The 16,642-nt window shown below is 59.9% G+C and carries 9 protein-coding genes and 2 pseudogenes; 5 read left to right on the top strand and 6 right to left on the bottom strand.

Features of this window, described 5'->3' with window-relative positions:
- Positions 1 to 44: 44 nt before the first annotated feature.
- Positions 45 to 3,338, bottom strand: a complete 3,294-nt coding sequence (locus IVA87_RS31905) for a UvrD-helicase domain-containing protein (protein WP_247336925.1) — start codon at positions 3,336 to 3,338, stop codon at positions 45 to 47.
- Positions 3,335 to 6,010 (bottom strand): PD-(D/E)XK nuclease family protein, encoded by a 2,676-nt coding sequence (locus IVA87_RS31900; RefSeq protein WP_247336922.1) that lies wholly within the window; start codon positions 6,008 to 6,010, stop codon positions 3,335 to 3,337. The genes IVA87_RS31905 and IVA87_RS31900 overlap by 4 nt, the downstream gene beginning before the upstream one ends.
- Before the next feature lie 588 nt (positions 6,011 to 6,598).
- Here IVA87_RS31900 and IVA87_RS31895 point away from each other — a divergent pair.
- Positions 6,599 to 6,988, top strand: a complete 390-nt coding sequence (locus IVA87_RS31895; protein WP_247336919.1) for a caspase family protein — start codon at positions 6,599 to 6,601, stop codon at positions 6,986 to 6,988.
- A gap of 141 nt (positions 6,989 to 7,129) precedes the next feature.
- Here the strand turns inward: IVA87_RS31895 and IVA87_RS31890 are convergent, their stop codons facing one another.
- Positions 7,130 to 7,888, bottom strand: coding sequence for a hypothetical protein (locus tag IVA87_RS31890; RefSeq protein ID WP_247297495.1), 759 nt, complete (start codon positions 7,886 to 7,888; stop codon positions 7,130 to 7,132).
- Positions 7,889 to 8,489: 601 nt separating this feature from the next.
- On the opposite strand from IVA87_RS31890, the gene IVA87_RS31885 reads away from it, so the two are divergent.
- Positions 8,490 to 8,981, top strand: coding sequence for a transposase (locus IVA87_RS31885; RefSeq protein ID WP_247336916.1), 492 nt, complete (start codon positions 8,490 to 8,492; stop codon positions 8,979 to 8,981).
- A gap of 248 nt (positions 8,982 to 9,229) precedes the next feature.
- On the opposite strand, the gene IVA87_RS31880 is transcribed toward IVA87_RS31885, so the two are convergent.
- The gene (locus IVA87_RS31880) at positions 9,230 to 10,297 is read right to left on the bottom strand and encodes a cytochrome-c peroxidase (protein ID WP_247336913.1); all 1,068 of its coding nucleotides are present in this window, start codon (positions 10,295 to 10,297) and stop codon (positions 9,230 to 9,232) included.
- A 2,006-nt stretch (positions 10,298 to 12,303) separates the two neighbouring features.
- Between IVA87_RS31880 and IVA87_RS31875 the strand changes: the two genes are divergently transcribed.
- Positions 12,304 to 12,597: a hypothetical protein gene (locus IVA87_RS31875; protein WP_247336910.1), complete on the top strand. Its 294-nt coding sequence runs from the start codon at positions 12,304 to 12,306 to the stop codon at positions 12,595 to 12,597.
- Between the two features lie 269 nt (positions 12,598 to 12,866).
- On the opposite strand, the gene IVA87_RS31870 is transcribed toward IVA87_RS31875, so the two are convergent.
- Positions 12,867 to 13,163 (bottom strand): hypothetical protein, encoded by a 297-nt coding sequence (locus IVA87_RS31870; protein ID WP_247336907.1) that lies wholly within the window; start codon positions 13,161 to 13,163, stop codon positions 12,867 to 12,869.
- A 243-nt stretch (positions 13,164 to 13,406) separates the two neighbouring features.
- Between IVA87_RS31870 and IVA87_RS31865 the strand changes: the two are divergent.
- Positions 13,407 to 13,730 (top strand): annotated as a pseudogene (locus tag IVA87_RS31865) (ISNCY family transposase); the annotation flags it as partial.
- A 1,101-nt stretch (positions 13,731 to 14,831) separates the two neighbouring features.
- Positions 14,832 to 16,154: a group II intron reverse transcriptase/maturase gene (gene ltrA, locus IVA87_RS31860; protein WP_346658386.1), complete on the top strand. Its 1,323-nt coding sequence runs from the start codon at positions 14,832 to 14,834 to the stop codon at positions 16,152 to 16,154.
- A 98-nt stretch (positions 16,155 to 16,252) separates the two neighbouring features.
- Here the strand turns inward: ltrA and IVA87_RS31855 are convergent.
- Positions 16,253 to 16,543 (bottom strand): annotated as a pseudogene (locus tag IVA87_RS31855) (IS701 family transposase); the annotation flags it as partial.
- Positions 16,544 to 16,642: the final 99 nt, after the last annotated feature.

The raw sequence follows: 16,642 nt of genomic DNA, 5'->3' as shown, positions 1-16,642 counted from the left end.
ACTGATGAGTCTCGCGATCAATTGCGCTAGGTCCTCGGCATTGCTCAGTGCGCTGAGCGGCGCTCCACCCATACGATTTCGCCAAGGGTCATGTAGACGATAGCGCCCCTTGAGACGCCAATCGCGGCGACGTAGTCGGACAATTGGGCGATGTGGTCGGATCTGTCCTGGCGACCCGGAGTTACATCGCTCTTCCAGTCCAGGATAGCGAAAGGTTCGTCGCTTCGTACCGCTACAGCATCCGCGCGCCCGGCAACCAACTGACCATCGCCTGAATCAGACCAGAGGGAGATCTCGGGAACTAGATGCTGCCTTAATGCCGCGACATCATCAAGCTTGAGCGTACGGATTGCCGTCCGCGCCATCTCTACAGGATCCGGATCTGGCGAGGATGTCGGCTCTTCCATACTCTTGAGTTCTAGGAGCAGGTCCGCCGCACGGGCCTCGACTACGCCAATATCCTCGTCGCCCAGTTCTCCCGTCAGGAACTCCTCCATCAGCTTGTGCAGAACGATGCCGCGAATGCGACCGCCGGCGATCGGTGGGACGAATTGGAATGTATCGTCCAGGCTGCGCTCGACGGCCGCCAAGGCCTCCGTTCGATCGCGATCATGAGTGCTCGGAGTTCTCCAAGACAATGGCGGCGACGCTGTCGCGACGGCCCTTGCTTCTTTCTCGAACGCGTCCCGCGGCTGGATTTCCTTCGGTGAAGTCGACGGCGAGAGGGCCGTCAGGTCAATTTCAGGCAGCGAGCCGTGGCTCAGATCCACGATTTTGGACCACGATTGTGCCGAAGCCTCGGGCAAGTGTGGAATGATGAGCAGGTCGCGCGCCCGCGTGCACGCTACGTACCACATGCGTTGATGTTCCAGCGTCTGCTCCCGCCTTTCCTCGTCTCGGGCGGCAGCAAGCTCCGGCGGCATCACACCCCCGAGAACCCAATGCAGCGTGTCGTCGGACCGGCGATGGATGAAGCGCGGCGGCGGCGGAAATTCCGTGGACGTGTTGATCGGAATCACGACCGGCCATTCCAGCCCCTTCGAGGAATGGATCGTGACCAGCTCCACCGCCTCGTTCGACGCGTCGATGCGGCCCTCAGAGCGTTGCTCGCGGGTCTCCCAATCCGACTGAAGGTCCCTGATGAAGGCCTGAAGACCCGACACATTGTAGGGGCGTGCCATCTCGATCAGGGCGTCGAGATTGGCGAGCGCCCGTGCGCTGCGACTTCGATGCCTGGCGGCGAGAACGACGCGGAGTTGCAGGCGCTCGATCGCCTCGGAAAGCAGTATGCGCGGGGTGGTCCTGGCTGCGCGACGCCGAAGATGCTGAAGGACCTCCTGCACTTTCCTCGCGACCGACTTCGAGATCCGGTCCAGTGGTGTCCTGACGTCGAAGTTGGCCATGCCGACTCCGTCCTCGGCGGCTAGGACTTCTTCGGCGATATCCAGCAATTCCTCGTCGGTCAGTCCGACCATGGGCCCGCGCATGAATGCGCCGAACGCAAGCGTGTCGCGTGGATCGGCGAGCGTACGAAGCAATGCAAGGATGTCTTGCGTCTCCTGCTGCAACAGCAGCGTCTTACCCGCCTGCGAGGCGACGGTCAGTCCTTGCGCTTCGAGCGCCCTTTCATATCGCCACAGGTCCTTGCCAGTCGGCGCCAGGAGTCCGATGTCTCCGGCCTCGAGAAGCGTGATCGATCCATCCGCTCGCTTCACGCTGATCGAGCCGATTAGACCGCGGCAGATGTCCGCGACGAGGGCGGCCTCCGCATCGCGTTGACTATCGGCGGATGGGGCCTGTGGCAGCGCGACGGTTACTTTCGCCGCACATGGTAGGCCGTGTTCGGCAGGGCCGAGCGTGGAAGTGAGAGCTACGTAACCAGGCTGGCCCCGCGCTTGCAGAACCGGTTCGAAGCAATGGTTCACGTGCTCGATGATCCGCTTCTGCGAGCGGAAGTTCGCGGTGATCTCGACGATGGCTCCCCCCGTCTGGGCAGCCACCGTTGCGCGTGCTTCGTTGTATGCCTCGATGTCGGCTCCGCGAAATCTATAGATCGCTTGCTTGGGATCGCCCACCAGGAATAGCGAGCCGGGTCGAAGCGCGGCGTCCTGCCAGCGCTGAGGTCTATCTTCTGCGGCGATCGAAAAGATGATCGCCGCCTGGATCCTGTCGGTGTCTTGGAATTCGTCGACGAGTATGTGCTGGAACCTGCGACTCAGTGCCGCTCGTACGGGCTCATGTTGTCGGACCAGCCCGTGAGCCATGACGAGAAGATCGTCGAAATCCAGCACCGCGGCTTCCTGCTTGCGGCGTGCGTAGGCCGCGACGACATCATCGAGCGCGATGGAAAGAGCGTTCACCAGGCCATCCGCGACTTGACCCAGCAGCTCGCGATAGGTCCGCTCAACGTTGGCGAAGAGAGTTTCGGCCTTGCGATTGAGCGCTTCGCCCCGGCCCGCTCCATAGCTCCGGACCCAAGCGGTTTTTCGACGGTAGGACAGGAGCCTGAAACTCTTTTTCTCCATGGCATCGACCCGCGGCGGATGAGCCAGTCGCCACAGATCGCGGAACGTGGGTTCGGACTTGAAGCAGTCGAAGTAAAAAGCGGACAGGGATCGAAGATCCGCCAGCAGCGCTGCGGTGCGAGTCTCTTCCGGATTGGCGGCGAACCATCGGACGAATTCGTCGACGGCTTCGGCCAATTCGATGTCGGTGCGACGTGTGAAGTCGGCTCTTCTCGTGGTAGCCCTCGGATGGTCACGCTTGAGATCCGCCAGGCCTTTAATCAGTTCGACGACATTCAAGGGATTGTGTCGGGACAGCACGACGACCGGATCGTCCGATCCGACCTTTCCGGAGAGACGGTCGGTAAGCCATGACCGGAACACACCCTCGAACATCGCGTTGGCGCTTGGCGCATCCATGACGCGCGACCCCGGATCGAGGGCCGCCTCGATGGCGTAACTTCGGATTATCTCCTGACAAAAGCCGTGGATAGTCGACGTGCTGATCTCGTCGAGATGCTTGGCCGCGGAAGTCAGACACTTCCTCTGTGCTTCGTTCAAGCCTTCCGGCAGTGCGTCTTTCAGCACGTCGGGGATTTCCTTCGCGAGTAGGCGCGCCACGTACCCTCGAATGCGGAGCGCCAACTCGCCCGCCGCGAGTTCGGTGAACGTGATGGCAGCCACTTGGGAGGGCTTCGCGCCGCCTGCAAGCAGCATGGCTACGCGACCCGCGATGAGTGAGGTCTTGCCAGTGCCTGCCGCCGCCTCGACCAACAGCGTCGTATCGAGATCCGTCAACACTCTTAGCCGTTGCTCGCGATCCGCAAGCTTCATGGCGTGCTCCAGAGTTGATCCAGATCGCGGGCGAGGATTCCGAACGCCTTGGCCTTGCGTGCGAGATAGGCGTCGAGTTCGGCCGGCAGAGCAAGACGCATGTCGTTGTATGGCTCACGTGCGGCCGGTCCTGGACATGCATGTCCACGTTCGAGCAGTTCGCAGGCTTTGTCGAGGAAGCGTGCGACATCGTCTGCAGCTGCCTCCAAGGCATCGCGGCTGAGCGCGAGCGGCGGCGATGCGCCGTCGAGATAGATGAGTCGCGAAACGATCTGGGACGTGTCCGGAACGAGCTGCTTGACGGCTATGGCGTACAGTACGCGCTGTAACTCTTTGCCTCGGTCGAGCACGACCTTATCGGGGCGGCGGGGCGTCGCGCCGGTCTTGTAGTCGGAGATCCTCACGCCGCGGCCGCCGGCAGCGATATCGACGCGGTCTATCCTTCCGGTCAGCTTCAATTTTGAGGATCCGACGAAAATCTCGCCGCCGGACGGCCAAGGGGACTGCGTTCCTTCGTCGGCCGAAGGAAGGCCGAAGCTCACCTCGCTCCAGCTCGCGGTATCTTTCTTGAAGCTCGTGTCGATCGTCAGTCCTCGCAGGCTACGTCGGGCGGCCTCCTCCAGCGAATGATTCCAGAGAAGGGCCGGAGGGACCGGGCGTTCCAGTGGCCATTGCCGGAAAACATGGTTGACCGCGGCTGCCAGTGCGAGCTCGATTTCGTCGCTCGATGCGCGGACGAAGCCTGGCGCAGGCTCTAGCGCGTTGATCGTGCGCGCGAGCAATTCGTGGACTAGTTCGCCGAAGGCGAGGTGATCCAGGGCCAGAGGCACCTCGGACAGCGCAACGGGACGCATGTCCAGGGCGTATTTCCAAAGGAAGCCGAGTGGATCACGCACCATGAGCTTCAGCGAGGTCGCCGAATGGAGTCGCGTCACCGCGCGACGGACCGCTGGATGTCCCGGGCGAACCGTACCGTCGTGGGCAGTCGCGTCCTCCCTGTTCCAGTCGCGCCAACAACTCGAGGCGGCCTTGATGCGCTCGGACCTTCCAGCCTCGACCGCTCGCGCCAGCAGCCGATCGGTTTCGCTGAAGGCATGCTCCGGGATGCGGCTTCGTGTGCATATCCGGACCGGAAGAGTGGCCGGCCACAACGCGCTGGCGGATTGGAGGGCGCCCTCGGTCGAGCGACGACTGCGCGAGAGGACGATCTCTTCGGCGGGGCGCGAAACGAGCAGCTCGAAGTACAAGCGATCTCGTTCGGCGGTCGAGATGGGTACGAGGCGACGGCGTGGAAGCACATGGTCCGGCAGAATAGGATCTTCCGCGTCCGACCGCGGCCAACTTCTTCCGGCGACGCCCAGCAAGCGCATCCAGCGCCGGGGGGTACCGATCAGATGGGAAGCCGGGCACCAGACGACGCTATTTGCCGGATGGCGAGAGTCTCGGATGCGCAGGCTGTCGAGCGATAGAGCGACGGCTGCCGCAGGTGCATTTCGGAGCGCGTCACGCCACAGACCCAGGCTCGCCCCACCAAGAAACGCCTTTCCTGCCTGTTCTGCATTCGCAAGCCCAGGAGCCAGCGCGTCGAGCAACGGAAGAAGCGTTCGCTCGGCTGCGCCCGGATCTGACCGGTGGTCTCGCGCGTAGCACAGTGCGCGCCGCCATTGGTCGACATTGAAAAGTCCGGCTTTGCGCGGAAGGCCAGCGGCCCAGTCGGCGGGCACGGCGGCCGCCTTGGTCGACGAAGAATGCGCGAGCAGCCGCCTGAGGCGCTCTTGGCTGATGCCGTTGCCGAGTACGTCGGCGAGGGCCGCGCATGACTGTCCCTCCCAGGAGCCGAGCGCGGGTAGTCCATGCGAGAAATGGATTGGCAATTCGGCGTGGCCCGCCAACACCAACATGTGCTCGTCCCAGGTCTGTGTCGACGCGGCGGTAATGGCAATGTCGCTGGCACTGACGCCCCGGCTGAGGAGCTGGCGCGCCCACCTGAGCGCTTCGACGACCTCGGCCCTGGGATCTGCACTCAACTCGCCGCGGATGACCTTCGGAGACTCCGCCGTGGCCACCGATACCTGTCCGGGAGACCAGTCTTGCCCCAGTTTCGCCGGCGCACTCCACGAAACCTCCAAATGCGCCGAGAGTGCAACCAGGAGAGGGCGCCATATCGGTGCGACGTCGACGAGACCCTCCAGCGAGATGCTACCAAAGAGGGCGGCGGCAAAGCGGACCCGCTCGACCGCGGCATTCCGCAATGGGCGTGGCAGCATGGCTCCATAAGGCAGCGCTTCGCTTGCTCTGTGCTCCAAGAGGGCGAGGTCGGCGAGCCGCTCGGATGTTGACGCAAGAGCCGTCAGGTCCAGATCCGAATCCCATGCGCGTTCCAGCGTTTGCGTTGCGGCCCGGACCATCCCAGGAAGATCCTTGACCTTATCGATCTGCAAATACCCGTCGCCGCGAAGTGCCGCCGCGACGGCCGCGGAGAGCATTTCTCTGTCGGCGGCGCGGCGGAAGCCTCCGGCCAGCCGAGCGGCCAGCAGAGGCAGCGTTAGGATATCGGAGCCCACCTCGTTCGCCTTGGCGGCCCAAAAGCGCCTCATGCCCAGGGTCGCCAGCGCACAGCAAGGCTGCGAGAAGATCAGCGGCCCGTCTACGATGATGACGCGTCGTTTCATTGTTGCTGGTCGATCATGGCGATGAAAAAGGCGAAGTCAGATCTCTCTTCCGCGCGGGCGCCTAGCGGGACGATGGACCGTAAAACAGGGTACCAGTCTCGCAGACTGGGACAATTAACTCTATAGACAATCTAAAGTGGTCGACAGCCAAATGGCTGATGGACCGGCGTTCGTCTCGATCTGAATGCAGCATTCTAGAACGATTCGGATGATCGCGAGTATCTGTCGCGCATTCGTACTGGCGACGTTCGCATCTGCGGGCCGCGCCCACGGTCTTGAGGCGCTCAAGCTGCTTTCCGAATGCACTTTCGATGATGACGTCTGGCGTCAATGCGCCGACTGTCTGCGTCGTATAGAGCAATGATAAGACGAGAATTTCCCCGGCTGCTTCTCGAGCTTGAGATTGTCTCGAGCCAGCACGCATGAGCTAGGTAGTTAAGTCGGATCTGAGGTTACCGAAAGGAAGCGGTCCGGCGCGGCGGTCCGATCGCCCCATACTGCGGAGGTTAGGGCAAGCCCGAGTACCGCGCCGGTGTCGACATTGACCCGGTTCGTACGAAGATCTGGCGTGCCTTTTCTTAGGGGCGTATGGCCGTGCACGATGAATCGTCCGAAGTGTCTGAGAACGTGGTTTTGCCCAGTCTGCACGTGACGGTTGCTGAGCTGGCCGGAGTGCCCGCACTTTGCCGCCGAGCGGGTCGCGCTGGTCATCGGCGATGGCGCGTACCTGCAACCGTCCCGAACCCGACACGAGATGCGACCGACATCGCTCGTGCTTTGGAACGCCTAGACTTCAAGGTCACTCAGCTGAGTAATGGGACCGCTGCCGACATGCGCAAGGCGCTAGTCGATTTTGGCCGTTCTGCGGAAGGCTCAGTGATGGCGGTTGATTTCTATGCCGGCCATGGAATGAAAGCCGGAGGAGAAGACTGGCTGATTTCAACGGACGGTGAGTTGAGAGCGAAGCAGTCAGTCTGAGGTCGGTCAATCTTCAAGTCAGCAAGGCCTTTATCAAGTCGGCTCGACCATAGTTTCTAATCGAGTGGTTTGACGCCGCCGCTGATCGCTGTTCCACGGATGGCAGACACGCAGTCTTACCATCGGCGGCGTCAAAACCATCTAACGAATCGAGCCGGGCGACAAGATCACCGGCGATTGCCGCTGCAGCATCTGATTAAGCGCGGGGTCCTGTAAAACCCGCTCCCTTGGCGTGAGCGCGGGTTGAGACACGCTTCGGGGCGGCCCCCGTCGGCGAACAACCCGCGGCGCGGTTTCAGCCGCGTCGGGCGAGGAAGGAACCGCTTGAGGTTTAAAACGACCTTCGTCACTGCGCCCCACGTCAGGTGACGGCGGGGGCGGCGGCGGTGCTGTTTTGGGAAAATTCGTCACGTAGACCAGCAGTGGTTTAGGCGGAGGAGCAGGTGGCGGTGGTGGGGTAAGGGCAACGGTGAAGCGATTTGTGTAGTCGGACGATCCGCCGAGTCCTGCACCGGCCGAGACCGGATTTGTAACAGGTATCAAAGTGTAGCCAAACCGGGCGCCCGCGGTGGCAACGATCTTGAATTGCTTCGTGAAGCTGAGGCTCACTAAGGAATCTTTGTCGATCGCCTTGACGCTTCCTTCGAACCAGTATGCCAGGCCCATATGCGTTTCAGACGGATCTGGCCCTGAGCAGGTGTTGCCAAAATGCTCCACGGCTTTCTGGAACGAATTTGCGAATTTGATGGAATTGGTCCGCGTGTCCGCATCGCTGATGCTGCCGCTCGGTGTCCCGGAAACAGTGGCGAGACCCCAAGGACCGGCAACGTTGACACTACCGTCGGCGCTGATCGACCTCACCAACGTCAGATCAACGTCCGTCGCAGCGATCCATTTCATGATGTCTCGGCTACGGACCTCAGGGTCCCTGCTCATCGCGACGGCAGCCAATTCACATTCGATCGAGTCGACGATTGCGCCTATCTCGACTTTTGCGTGGTCAGCTGACTGCGGAAATGCCGTGCAGCCAGCTAGTGCAAACACGCAGGCGCCAGCCCCAATTATTCTCATGTCGCACCCCCAAATGCCCGAAGGCGTGTAGTCAGGCGTAGGCTCGAATGCAACCTAAGGGTATGATCGCTTAAAGCACAAGTGTAAGGGAGTGTGAAAAGAACACATCTCATAATGTTGGCCCGCAGTGTGATTTTTTTGCACTTCGCTGACGCCATGGCCATTGGAGCGATCTAAGAGGGGGACATAGCACCCCGTATATTTCCTAATGACCTGATCAAACCTGTAGGCGTTGATCTCACCAAGAACTATTTTCAGATTCACGCGCTATCTAGCGAGGCTGCGCCGGCCGTAAAGCGCAAGCTGACGCGCCGAACAATGCGCGAGTTTTTCTCGAAGATCGAGCCGTGCCGCGTTGGCATGGAGGCTTGCGGCTCAGCGCACTATTGGGGCGCGCGAACTAAAGGCGATGGGACATGATGTGTCTCTGATGCCGCCCGCCTACACAAAACCATATGTCAAGCGGGGTAAGAACGATGCCGTCGATGCGGAGGCCATCTGTGAAGCGGTCTCGCGACCTGCCATGCGTTTTGTGCCGATCAAGAGCGCTGATCAGCAAGCGACACTGATGCTGCACAAGACGCGCGAGCTGCTCGTCAAACAGCGAACGATGAGCGTGAACGCTTTACGCGGCCACCTAGCCGAATTCGGTCTTGTCGTCGCCAAGGGCACCGGCCGCGTCGACGAGCTTTTAGACCTCGCAGAAGCCGACACGACTCTTCCGGACGCCGCTGTCATGGCTGCAAGGGTTCTCGGTCAGCAAATTGATCCACTCGGAAGCGCGCTCGATGATTTGGAGAGGGAGATCGCCAAGGCCCACGCGCGAAGCGAGACGAGCCGTTCGCTCGGAGAAATTCCCGGCGTTGGCAAGCTTGTTGCCTCGGTAATTGCAGCCAGCCGCATCCAAATCAAAGAGTTCTAAGCTTGGTAAGTGCAAGAAAGGCATGATGAAAGACAACGGTCGCCACCGAAAACCAGGAAAACCCGACCAGTCGTGTGAGCTCTAAAGCTCGGATCCTTGATGTGAACCCTTGGTTGTCGGACTTCATCAGGACCCGCGGAGATATGATCCGCGCTAAAGGCCGGACATACGATCGCAGCCGTCCAAGTCGTTCGAAGTGCCAATCATCTGTTAGTATTCGGCAAGACATGAGGCCGGCTCTGTTAATCCTATCTGTCTATTGAAGGCTTTGGCGTCGTGTTTGTACGGGTGGGTAGTATTGGATACTCGATCTTAGGTAGCCGCCCGGTAAGCGAATTCAGAAACGCGACAATGTCGTTTTCTTCCCCGTCGCTAAGCTTGGCGCCGAGCTGGATTTCACTCATCAGGGCAACAGCTTGCTTCAGGCTCCAAACCTGGCCCGAATGGAAGTAAGGGGCTCGCAAAGCAACGTTCCGCAACGGCGCCGCGCGGAAGACATATTCGTCGCCGACCGCCTTGGTGACCGCGAATCGGCCCTTATCGGCTTTCGGAAGCAGGGTTGCGTCCGGCTTCTTCATCACGCCGAACTGGAAGTAGGCCTGTCCACCGACATTGATTCCATTGTGACAAGAGGAACATCCCTTCTCTATAAACAGCGCCAACCCTGACTTCTGCTGATCATCGAGAGCATGTGTATTGCCCTCCAAATACTGATCGAACGGGGCCGCAGGTGTGATGAGGGTGGCTTCAAAAGCCTCGATTGCCTTCGCAAAGTTTTCAAAGCTGACCGGGCTCGCCTCGTTCGGGAAAGCATTTTTGAACAAGACGACATAGCTGGCCATTGAGTTCAAAGTGTCGAGCACATGATCCGGAGTCGCATTCATTTCGGCACTCGCCTGCACAGGGCCAGTTGCTTGCGCCTTGAGGTCCGCGGCGCGTCCGTCCCAGAATTGCGCCGCATTGAACACCGCGTTGTAGACGGTTGGGGCCCGACGTAGGCCGACCTTCCAGCCGTGACCGACTGAGGTCGGACCGGCATCGACTCCGCCGCTGCCGAGATTGTGGCACGTATTGCAGCTAATGATCTCGCTTGCCGATAGCCGCGGATCGAAGAACAGAATCTTGCCAAGCTCGACCTTTTCATGCGTGACTGGATTGTCCTTTACCGCAGGAATGACTGAGGGGATCGGATGGAAGATCTGCCTGGCAGTTCTCATCAGATCATCGTCCGCGCTAGCTCCTGACGACATCAGCAGCCCAATCGCCAAAACAGATGCTTCAGCGACAAGCCGAAGCTCCCGGATCGATTTGTTCATACACCCGCCTCATCAGTTCTGATTGAATCAAGGAAACAGTCGAAAGCGACGCCACACTCTGTTCCCTCAACGGGCCGGCGCAGCATGCACCGGATCCTGTGAAGCGAGGCTACATCAAATGTTCGATTTCGAGGTGCTCGCTGCCGGCGCTCGCCCAAGAGGCTTTAAGCCGTTATTTGATTCGCGAGTTCGCTTTGAGCTTAGATCACGACCTTGGTAGATCAGACTAGCGCCTCAACCTTCGGAATGACGGCCGATCTGACAACAACAAGCGTGCCGAAAAAGGATAATCTGTCCGGTGGCCGCATCGGTTCTCCATTGAGCGATTGGGTGGCCAATACGCTCCAGCGAAGTTGATCTATCCGTGTTGCACCGCTGGTCGCGCTCAGCGCTCACGGTGCCGCTGGACAATAGCAACCCCCATGCCAGTTGCATCTGACATGCAAGCTGCTGATTTAGTTACCAAACGAATCCGGGCTACCGAACAACGTCGGATGTCTTGTTTTGATGAATACATACAGTGTCACAGATGCGACAAACGCCAGTCCCGGCTAGACATCATCGCACAGAAAGCTTTGTGATGAGATCCAATCGCCAGGCTTGCCGGCCACACGTGCGACGGCGGTACAAAGATCTACGCTGGCCTACGGCGAGACACTGAGCCGAGGCGCCCGGCGGTGCGCATCGCTCACGATTTCGCCTCGCCCTGCCAATTGAAGGCTCTCCGACCTCATATCCGGGCCGGCTCTTTGCGCGCCGCCGCCGAAATCCCGCTCGTTTGTAACAGACGAGCCCCGAAGCTGACATGGCTTGTCTGGGTTCGCTGGCATGGCAGTTGCCGGTGTCAAAACTGTTACCCAGAGTATGACGGTACGACCGTCCGATTTACTCGGATACTCCCATTCGACACCAGCTTAAGTGCCGGCCTGACACCTGATCGGGCCGCCTGTGGGTTGGGATAAGAACCATTTCGACCCACTCACGGCCGAGTGGCAGCTTTTGAAATCCTGCGCGCTGATCGCAAAATCGCTGAACTTCTGCAGAAGCAATTGTCACTTCGTGCTCTTGCGTTGAAAAGACTTCGGTACAAGAGGACATGTTGGTAGGAGATCTTTACATCATGTCCGCAGATGGCCACGTCGTGAGATCTCATCGGCATCTTACCGAGGGAACGACGTGATTGACCAATTGTCCATGGCTGGTTCAAGTTAAATATGGTGTCCGTGATGGCTTCAATTGACGATCGATTGAATGAGATCCGAAACGTGCGGAATGACATTTGGCGCTGTCGAAGAAAGCTTAAAAGCGAGCTAAGTGATCTCGAGCGTAAGGTTCTCGAAGATCGCCTGCTTGAGCGGCAATCTGCCTTTGAACGGCTCCTAGCGACCACGTTTCCTTTTGCATTGACACTGTCAAGCAAAATTCGGGACCTGCCGCGGGTCATTGGCGCGCAAAATGGCGTCGGCTCATAGAACGCATGCGCGTCAGAAACGTAGGCTCCGTCGCCGCGGACCGCCGCGCTCATCATGGCCGCCGCTGAACTGAAATGCGCCGGTCCTCGGCCTTGGTTCACCGATGTGCTGGCCCGCGGCGCACCGTGAGCGTCGATAATGAAAACGTTCGGGCCGCCCATCCAGGACCACGGCTGGGGGACACCGATTGCGCCGTTGTCTGCGAAACCGCGCTCACCATGAGTAGCTTTCATCCGACAGAGCGATCGAAGAAGCTTGAATCGGCCGTAGCGTCAGATTGTACAGAGCACGCGAACGATACTCCAGACTAGGTGTGGCCGAATGAGAAGACCCGTTATCGCTTTTGTATTATGTTCCGCTCTCGAGTTGCTCGGGCTAAGCACGGGCGCGGTTGCGGACACAAGGCGGTACGCGTGCACGATCACTGCCGCCGGTAGGGAGCCGGCCGGAGTTCGGAACGAGCGGGTCATTCTCACGGTTCAATATGGCTGCCGGATCGCGGATGGTCTCTCGAGGGACGCGGGGATTACAGCAGTGTCGGTCAGCGAGTGGGCTGCTGATAAAGGAACGTACCTAGCGTCCCTGGAATTGCACCGCGCGCTGGAGGGAGTTGCAATTGGGCAACTCTCCGAGGCGACCGGCTTCTCTAGCATGGAAGGCGAGCAAGGCATTGCGGTCGCAACTTCCGGCACGACAGTATTCAAGTTCGCATCTGGCTCATTGGCAGCCCTTTCAGGGAAGACCCTTAAATTCACCACCAAACTTACTGGCCTACGTAGCTTCGAATTGGAGTTCACGGATTGGCCAGAATCTCTTTTTTGGAAGTGACTCGTGTCTCACGCTGATTTCCGCGAGCGCTCGGGCGGACGAGCCACTGTCGACTCTTAACTCCACACGATGAATGCCGCTCCGGCCTGTGTGCCGTCCTCAAAGACGAGCACACCGCAACAAAGGTTGAGCCCAAACTCCGAAGGCACTTACTACTTCCCAGCGCACATTAGGTCGACGCAGTCTGAATTCAGAGTCGGCCGGTCGGCGGAAAACTGCAAGGTCGAACGGATCAGCGCTTGACTTGTTAGGCTGCCATTGATTCATTCCTATGAATCATTCGTGAGCGAACCGTTAAAGCGCGCGACAAGCTCGTTGGCAAGCTGCCGGCCACCGGCGAGTTGCTGCGCGGTTCGTAGCTGGAGCGCACCGTCCGACATACCAAAGGCTGTTCTAAATGCGCGCGCGGCGAAGGGCACCAGGTGTTCGTGCTCACCGTGACATACGCCGGCGGCCGCACGCAGCAGTTCAGCGTACGTCACGAACGGGTCGCCGAGGTTCGTCGCTGGCTCGACAAATATCAGAAGCTGAAGCAGGCGATCGAGGGCATCTGCCAACTCAATCATGAGCTGCTACGTCCAGAGCCGCATCGAAGGCGCGCGGGGCGGCGAGATGATTGAGATGCGGCGGGCGCAACTCAGCTTTGGCGATGGGCTGATCGCCTAGCAAGTGAGTGATCTTCGCGAAGAGTGGATACAGCACGCCGATCAGATGCTGGCGAACGAGCAGATCGTGGCCGCGGTGCGCGAAGCACTAGCGAAGCGGTGCCCGAAGAGCCGCAGTCGTGGTCGGCTCGGCACGATCGCAACCACCAGGTCAAGCTGAGGCGCGTGCCGCGGCTGATGGTACTGACGGCGGGTTCTACTCTGCCAGGAACGAGGCCGCTGCGAGAGCAATGGGGTCAAGGGGTATGCATTCCCAATCGATCGAGCAAAAGCCCTGAGCGCAAGCGCGAACAGAAGAAGCGCTGGTTCCGCGATGGCCAAAAATGGCGCACGCGATGTGAGGGACGCATCAGCGTGGTTAAGCGGCGAAACGGTCTCAATCGATGCTGACAGAAGGATGACGCCGGAATGCAGCGCTGGGTCGTCCTCGTCGTGATCTCAACCTCGTCAACATCGGCCGGACGATGAGCAGGCGAGCCGCTCCGTAGACCTCGCCCCCATCATTGCTCGCTTCAGACCCCCGCCGTCCACCCGGCCGGGTTTGTTTTGGTCCATGCGTTGGCCAAAGGCTGGAAAACATCAATTTCGCGCCGGGAAATAGACAAAAGTGGGCTATCCACGGGCACTATTTGCCGAACGGAGAATATGCGATGAACCCTCAACGCGAAATTGAGGGTAGCCCGCACTGATCGAGCCGCTCTAGCGGTGTCCGTCTGGAGGGCCTCGCGCTCATCAGCAGACCGCCCTCGTTGTCGCTGCACTCGGTGCCGGCTTCGGCTCATCGTGTCACGCTTCCGCAAGCGGCGACAGAAAAAGTCGACGCGCGCCCAATCAAAGTGCCGAATTGCGTCGTGGCGTGTCTGACCGAGATGCTGAAGCGAGCTGCAACTGGACTGCCGAATGACAAGAACGGGGCCATTGTAGAACGCCGACCCCTTTACCCCGAACGACGAAGGGCCACGAGCTTGCGCCTTTAAGGCTATCGCGGGTTGAGAATCGATCAGCCCCACATGCTCTCCACGAGATCGGTGTCGCCACATTAGCACTACTTTGGGTGCGCCGGGAGACCGGCAAGAGTAGATGGTGAAAGTCCATTGCGATGAAGGTGTAGCGAACTACATCGGCCCCGAGCCGTGCGCAGGCCTCCGCGAGGGGGTCGGCGAAGCGTCGGTAGGGGAGCATGCAGGCCAGCCATTGAGCCGCGAAACAGTGTTATCCCGGGCGTCGACGCTGTCCAAAGAGCGGAAGGCAACATGGGCGAGTGCGCAAGCGCGAGCACCCGTCCAGCCCGGCGTGGTCGTAGACCCTGGCATGCATGGAAGCCCCTTGTACGGGAACCGGGATATCTCCGGGTCGGCCACCTTCCTCCTCCGAGGATATGGTCCGCAGCGGGAAGGCGAGGAGCCGTAGCCGCTGATGCACGACACGGAGAAGTCTGACTCTGGCATAGTAGCTGAGAAGCCGACGAACAAAGCCGGATTACCGGCGGCGGAGTGGGTGGAGCCAAGGCTGGGGACCAAGGGAAACGCGGAACAGCAGCGCATACACCGGACACAGGGCCGGGCTCGCATGACCCAGTCGCTGGACCGCGTACGGACAGCCGCAAGGCTGAGGAAGAAGGACCGGTTCACCGCGCTCCTTCACCACATCAATGTCGATACTCTGCGGGCGGCGTTCTTTGCGCTCAGGCGCAGGGCCGCTCCCGGAGTGGATGGCATGACGTGGCAGGACTACGAGGAAGATCTCGAGCCCCAGCTCGCCGATCTGCACAAACGGGTCCAACGAGGAACGTACCGCCCGCAACCGTCTCGCCGGACGTACATACCAAAGGCAGACGGCAAGCAGCGGCCGTTAGCGATCGCGGCTCTCGACGACAAAATCGTCCAGGGCGCCACCGTCATCGTGCTCAACGCCATCTACGAAGGAGACTTCTGTGGCTTTTCCTACGGGTTTCGGCCCGGCAGAGGGCCACATGATGCGTTGGACGCGCTCTGCACAGCGATCGAGACGCGGCAGGTGAACTGGATCGTTGACGCCGACATCCAAAATTTCTTTGGCGCAGTCAGTCAATCTTGGCTGGTGCGCTTCTTGGAACATAGGATCGGCGACAAGCGCATCATCCGCCTCATCCAGAAATGGCTGAAGGCAGGTATTCTCGAAGACGGCGTCGTAACCGCTGATGACAGGGGAACGGGTCAAGGTTCGGTGATTTCACCGCTCCTCGGCAACATCTACCTGCACTACGCTCTCGACCTGTGGGCCAAGCGCTGGCGACAACGCGAGGCCTCCGGCGGCATGATCATCGTGCGTTACGCGGACGATGTAGTGGTCGGCTTTGAGCGCGAGGACGACGCACGTCGTTTCCTCGATGCGATGCGCGCGAGACTGGAGGAGTTCGAGCTGACGCTCCATCCGGCCAAGACCCGCCTGATTGAGTTTGGTCGCCATGCGGCGGTTCAACGTAAGCAGCGCGGACTCGGAAAGCCGGAAACCTTTGCGTTCATGGGGTTCACATTCATCTGCGGCAAATCACGCCAAGGGCGCTTCCAGCTTCAACGGAAGACCCGTAGCGACCGCATGCGAACCAAACTCCGCGAGATCAAGGAGGAGCTGAGGCGCCGAATGCACTGGCCGATCCCTGCACAGGGGAGATGGCTCAGGCAGGTCGTGACCGGCCACTTTGCGTACTTTGCTGTCCCGACGAATGGCCGAGCGCTCAATGCGTTTCGGTTCTATCTGACCGACCTCTGGAGGCGTACGCTTCGGCGGCGCAGTCAGCGGAACTGTCTGACCTGGGATCGCATAACGCAGATCACCGACGACTGGCTCCCCAAGGCTCGCATCCTTCATCCATGGCCGAAGCTGCGCTTCGCCGTCAAACACCCGAGGTAGGAGCCCGGTGCCTTAATTGGGCTCGCCGGGATCTGCGCGGGGGGCGCCCAGTGATGGGTGTCCCTACCGCGAACAGAATTGGTTTGTGCTGCAGTTTTTCACGGATACGTCTTCTGCAGTAGGGGCATCGCTGCGATGGCCGCCGTAGGATGAGATCGGCGATGGCGTGACGTACTGCGGGCATGGTTGGCTGAGGCGGAGGCCCGTTGATTCTTTTTTTTCCGCCCCGCGTGTGCGAGGCGACGGTATTGCAAGAAGGCGTAGGCGATCATGGTCATTAGTGCGTGACGATGAAGACCTTGCCATGATCGCCCTTCGAAGTGATCAAGTCCAAGCTCCTCTTTCAACTGCTGATGCGCCTGCTCGCAGATCCATCGTGCTTTTATGGTTGTCGGGCGACGTGGAAAATTGACCCCCTGACGACACGAGGAATTGACCCCCTCGCGACACGGTCAGAACGGGGGTTTTATGCAGCGACTCAGTTCAGG

This window comes from Bradyrhizobium sp. 147 (assembly GCF_023073935.1).
GTDB lineage: Bacteria > Pseudomonadota > Alphaproteobacteria > Rhizobiales > Xanthobacteraceae > Bradyrhizobium.
This window is presented reverse-complemented; position numbering and strand designations above follow the sequence as displayed.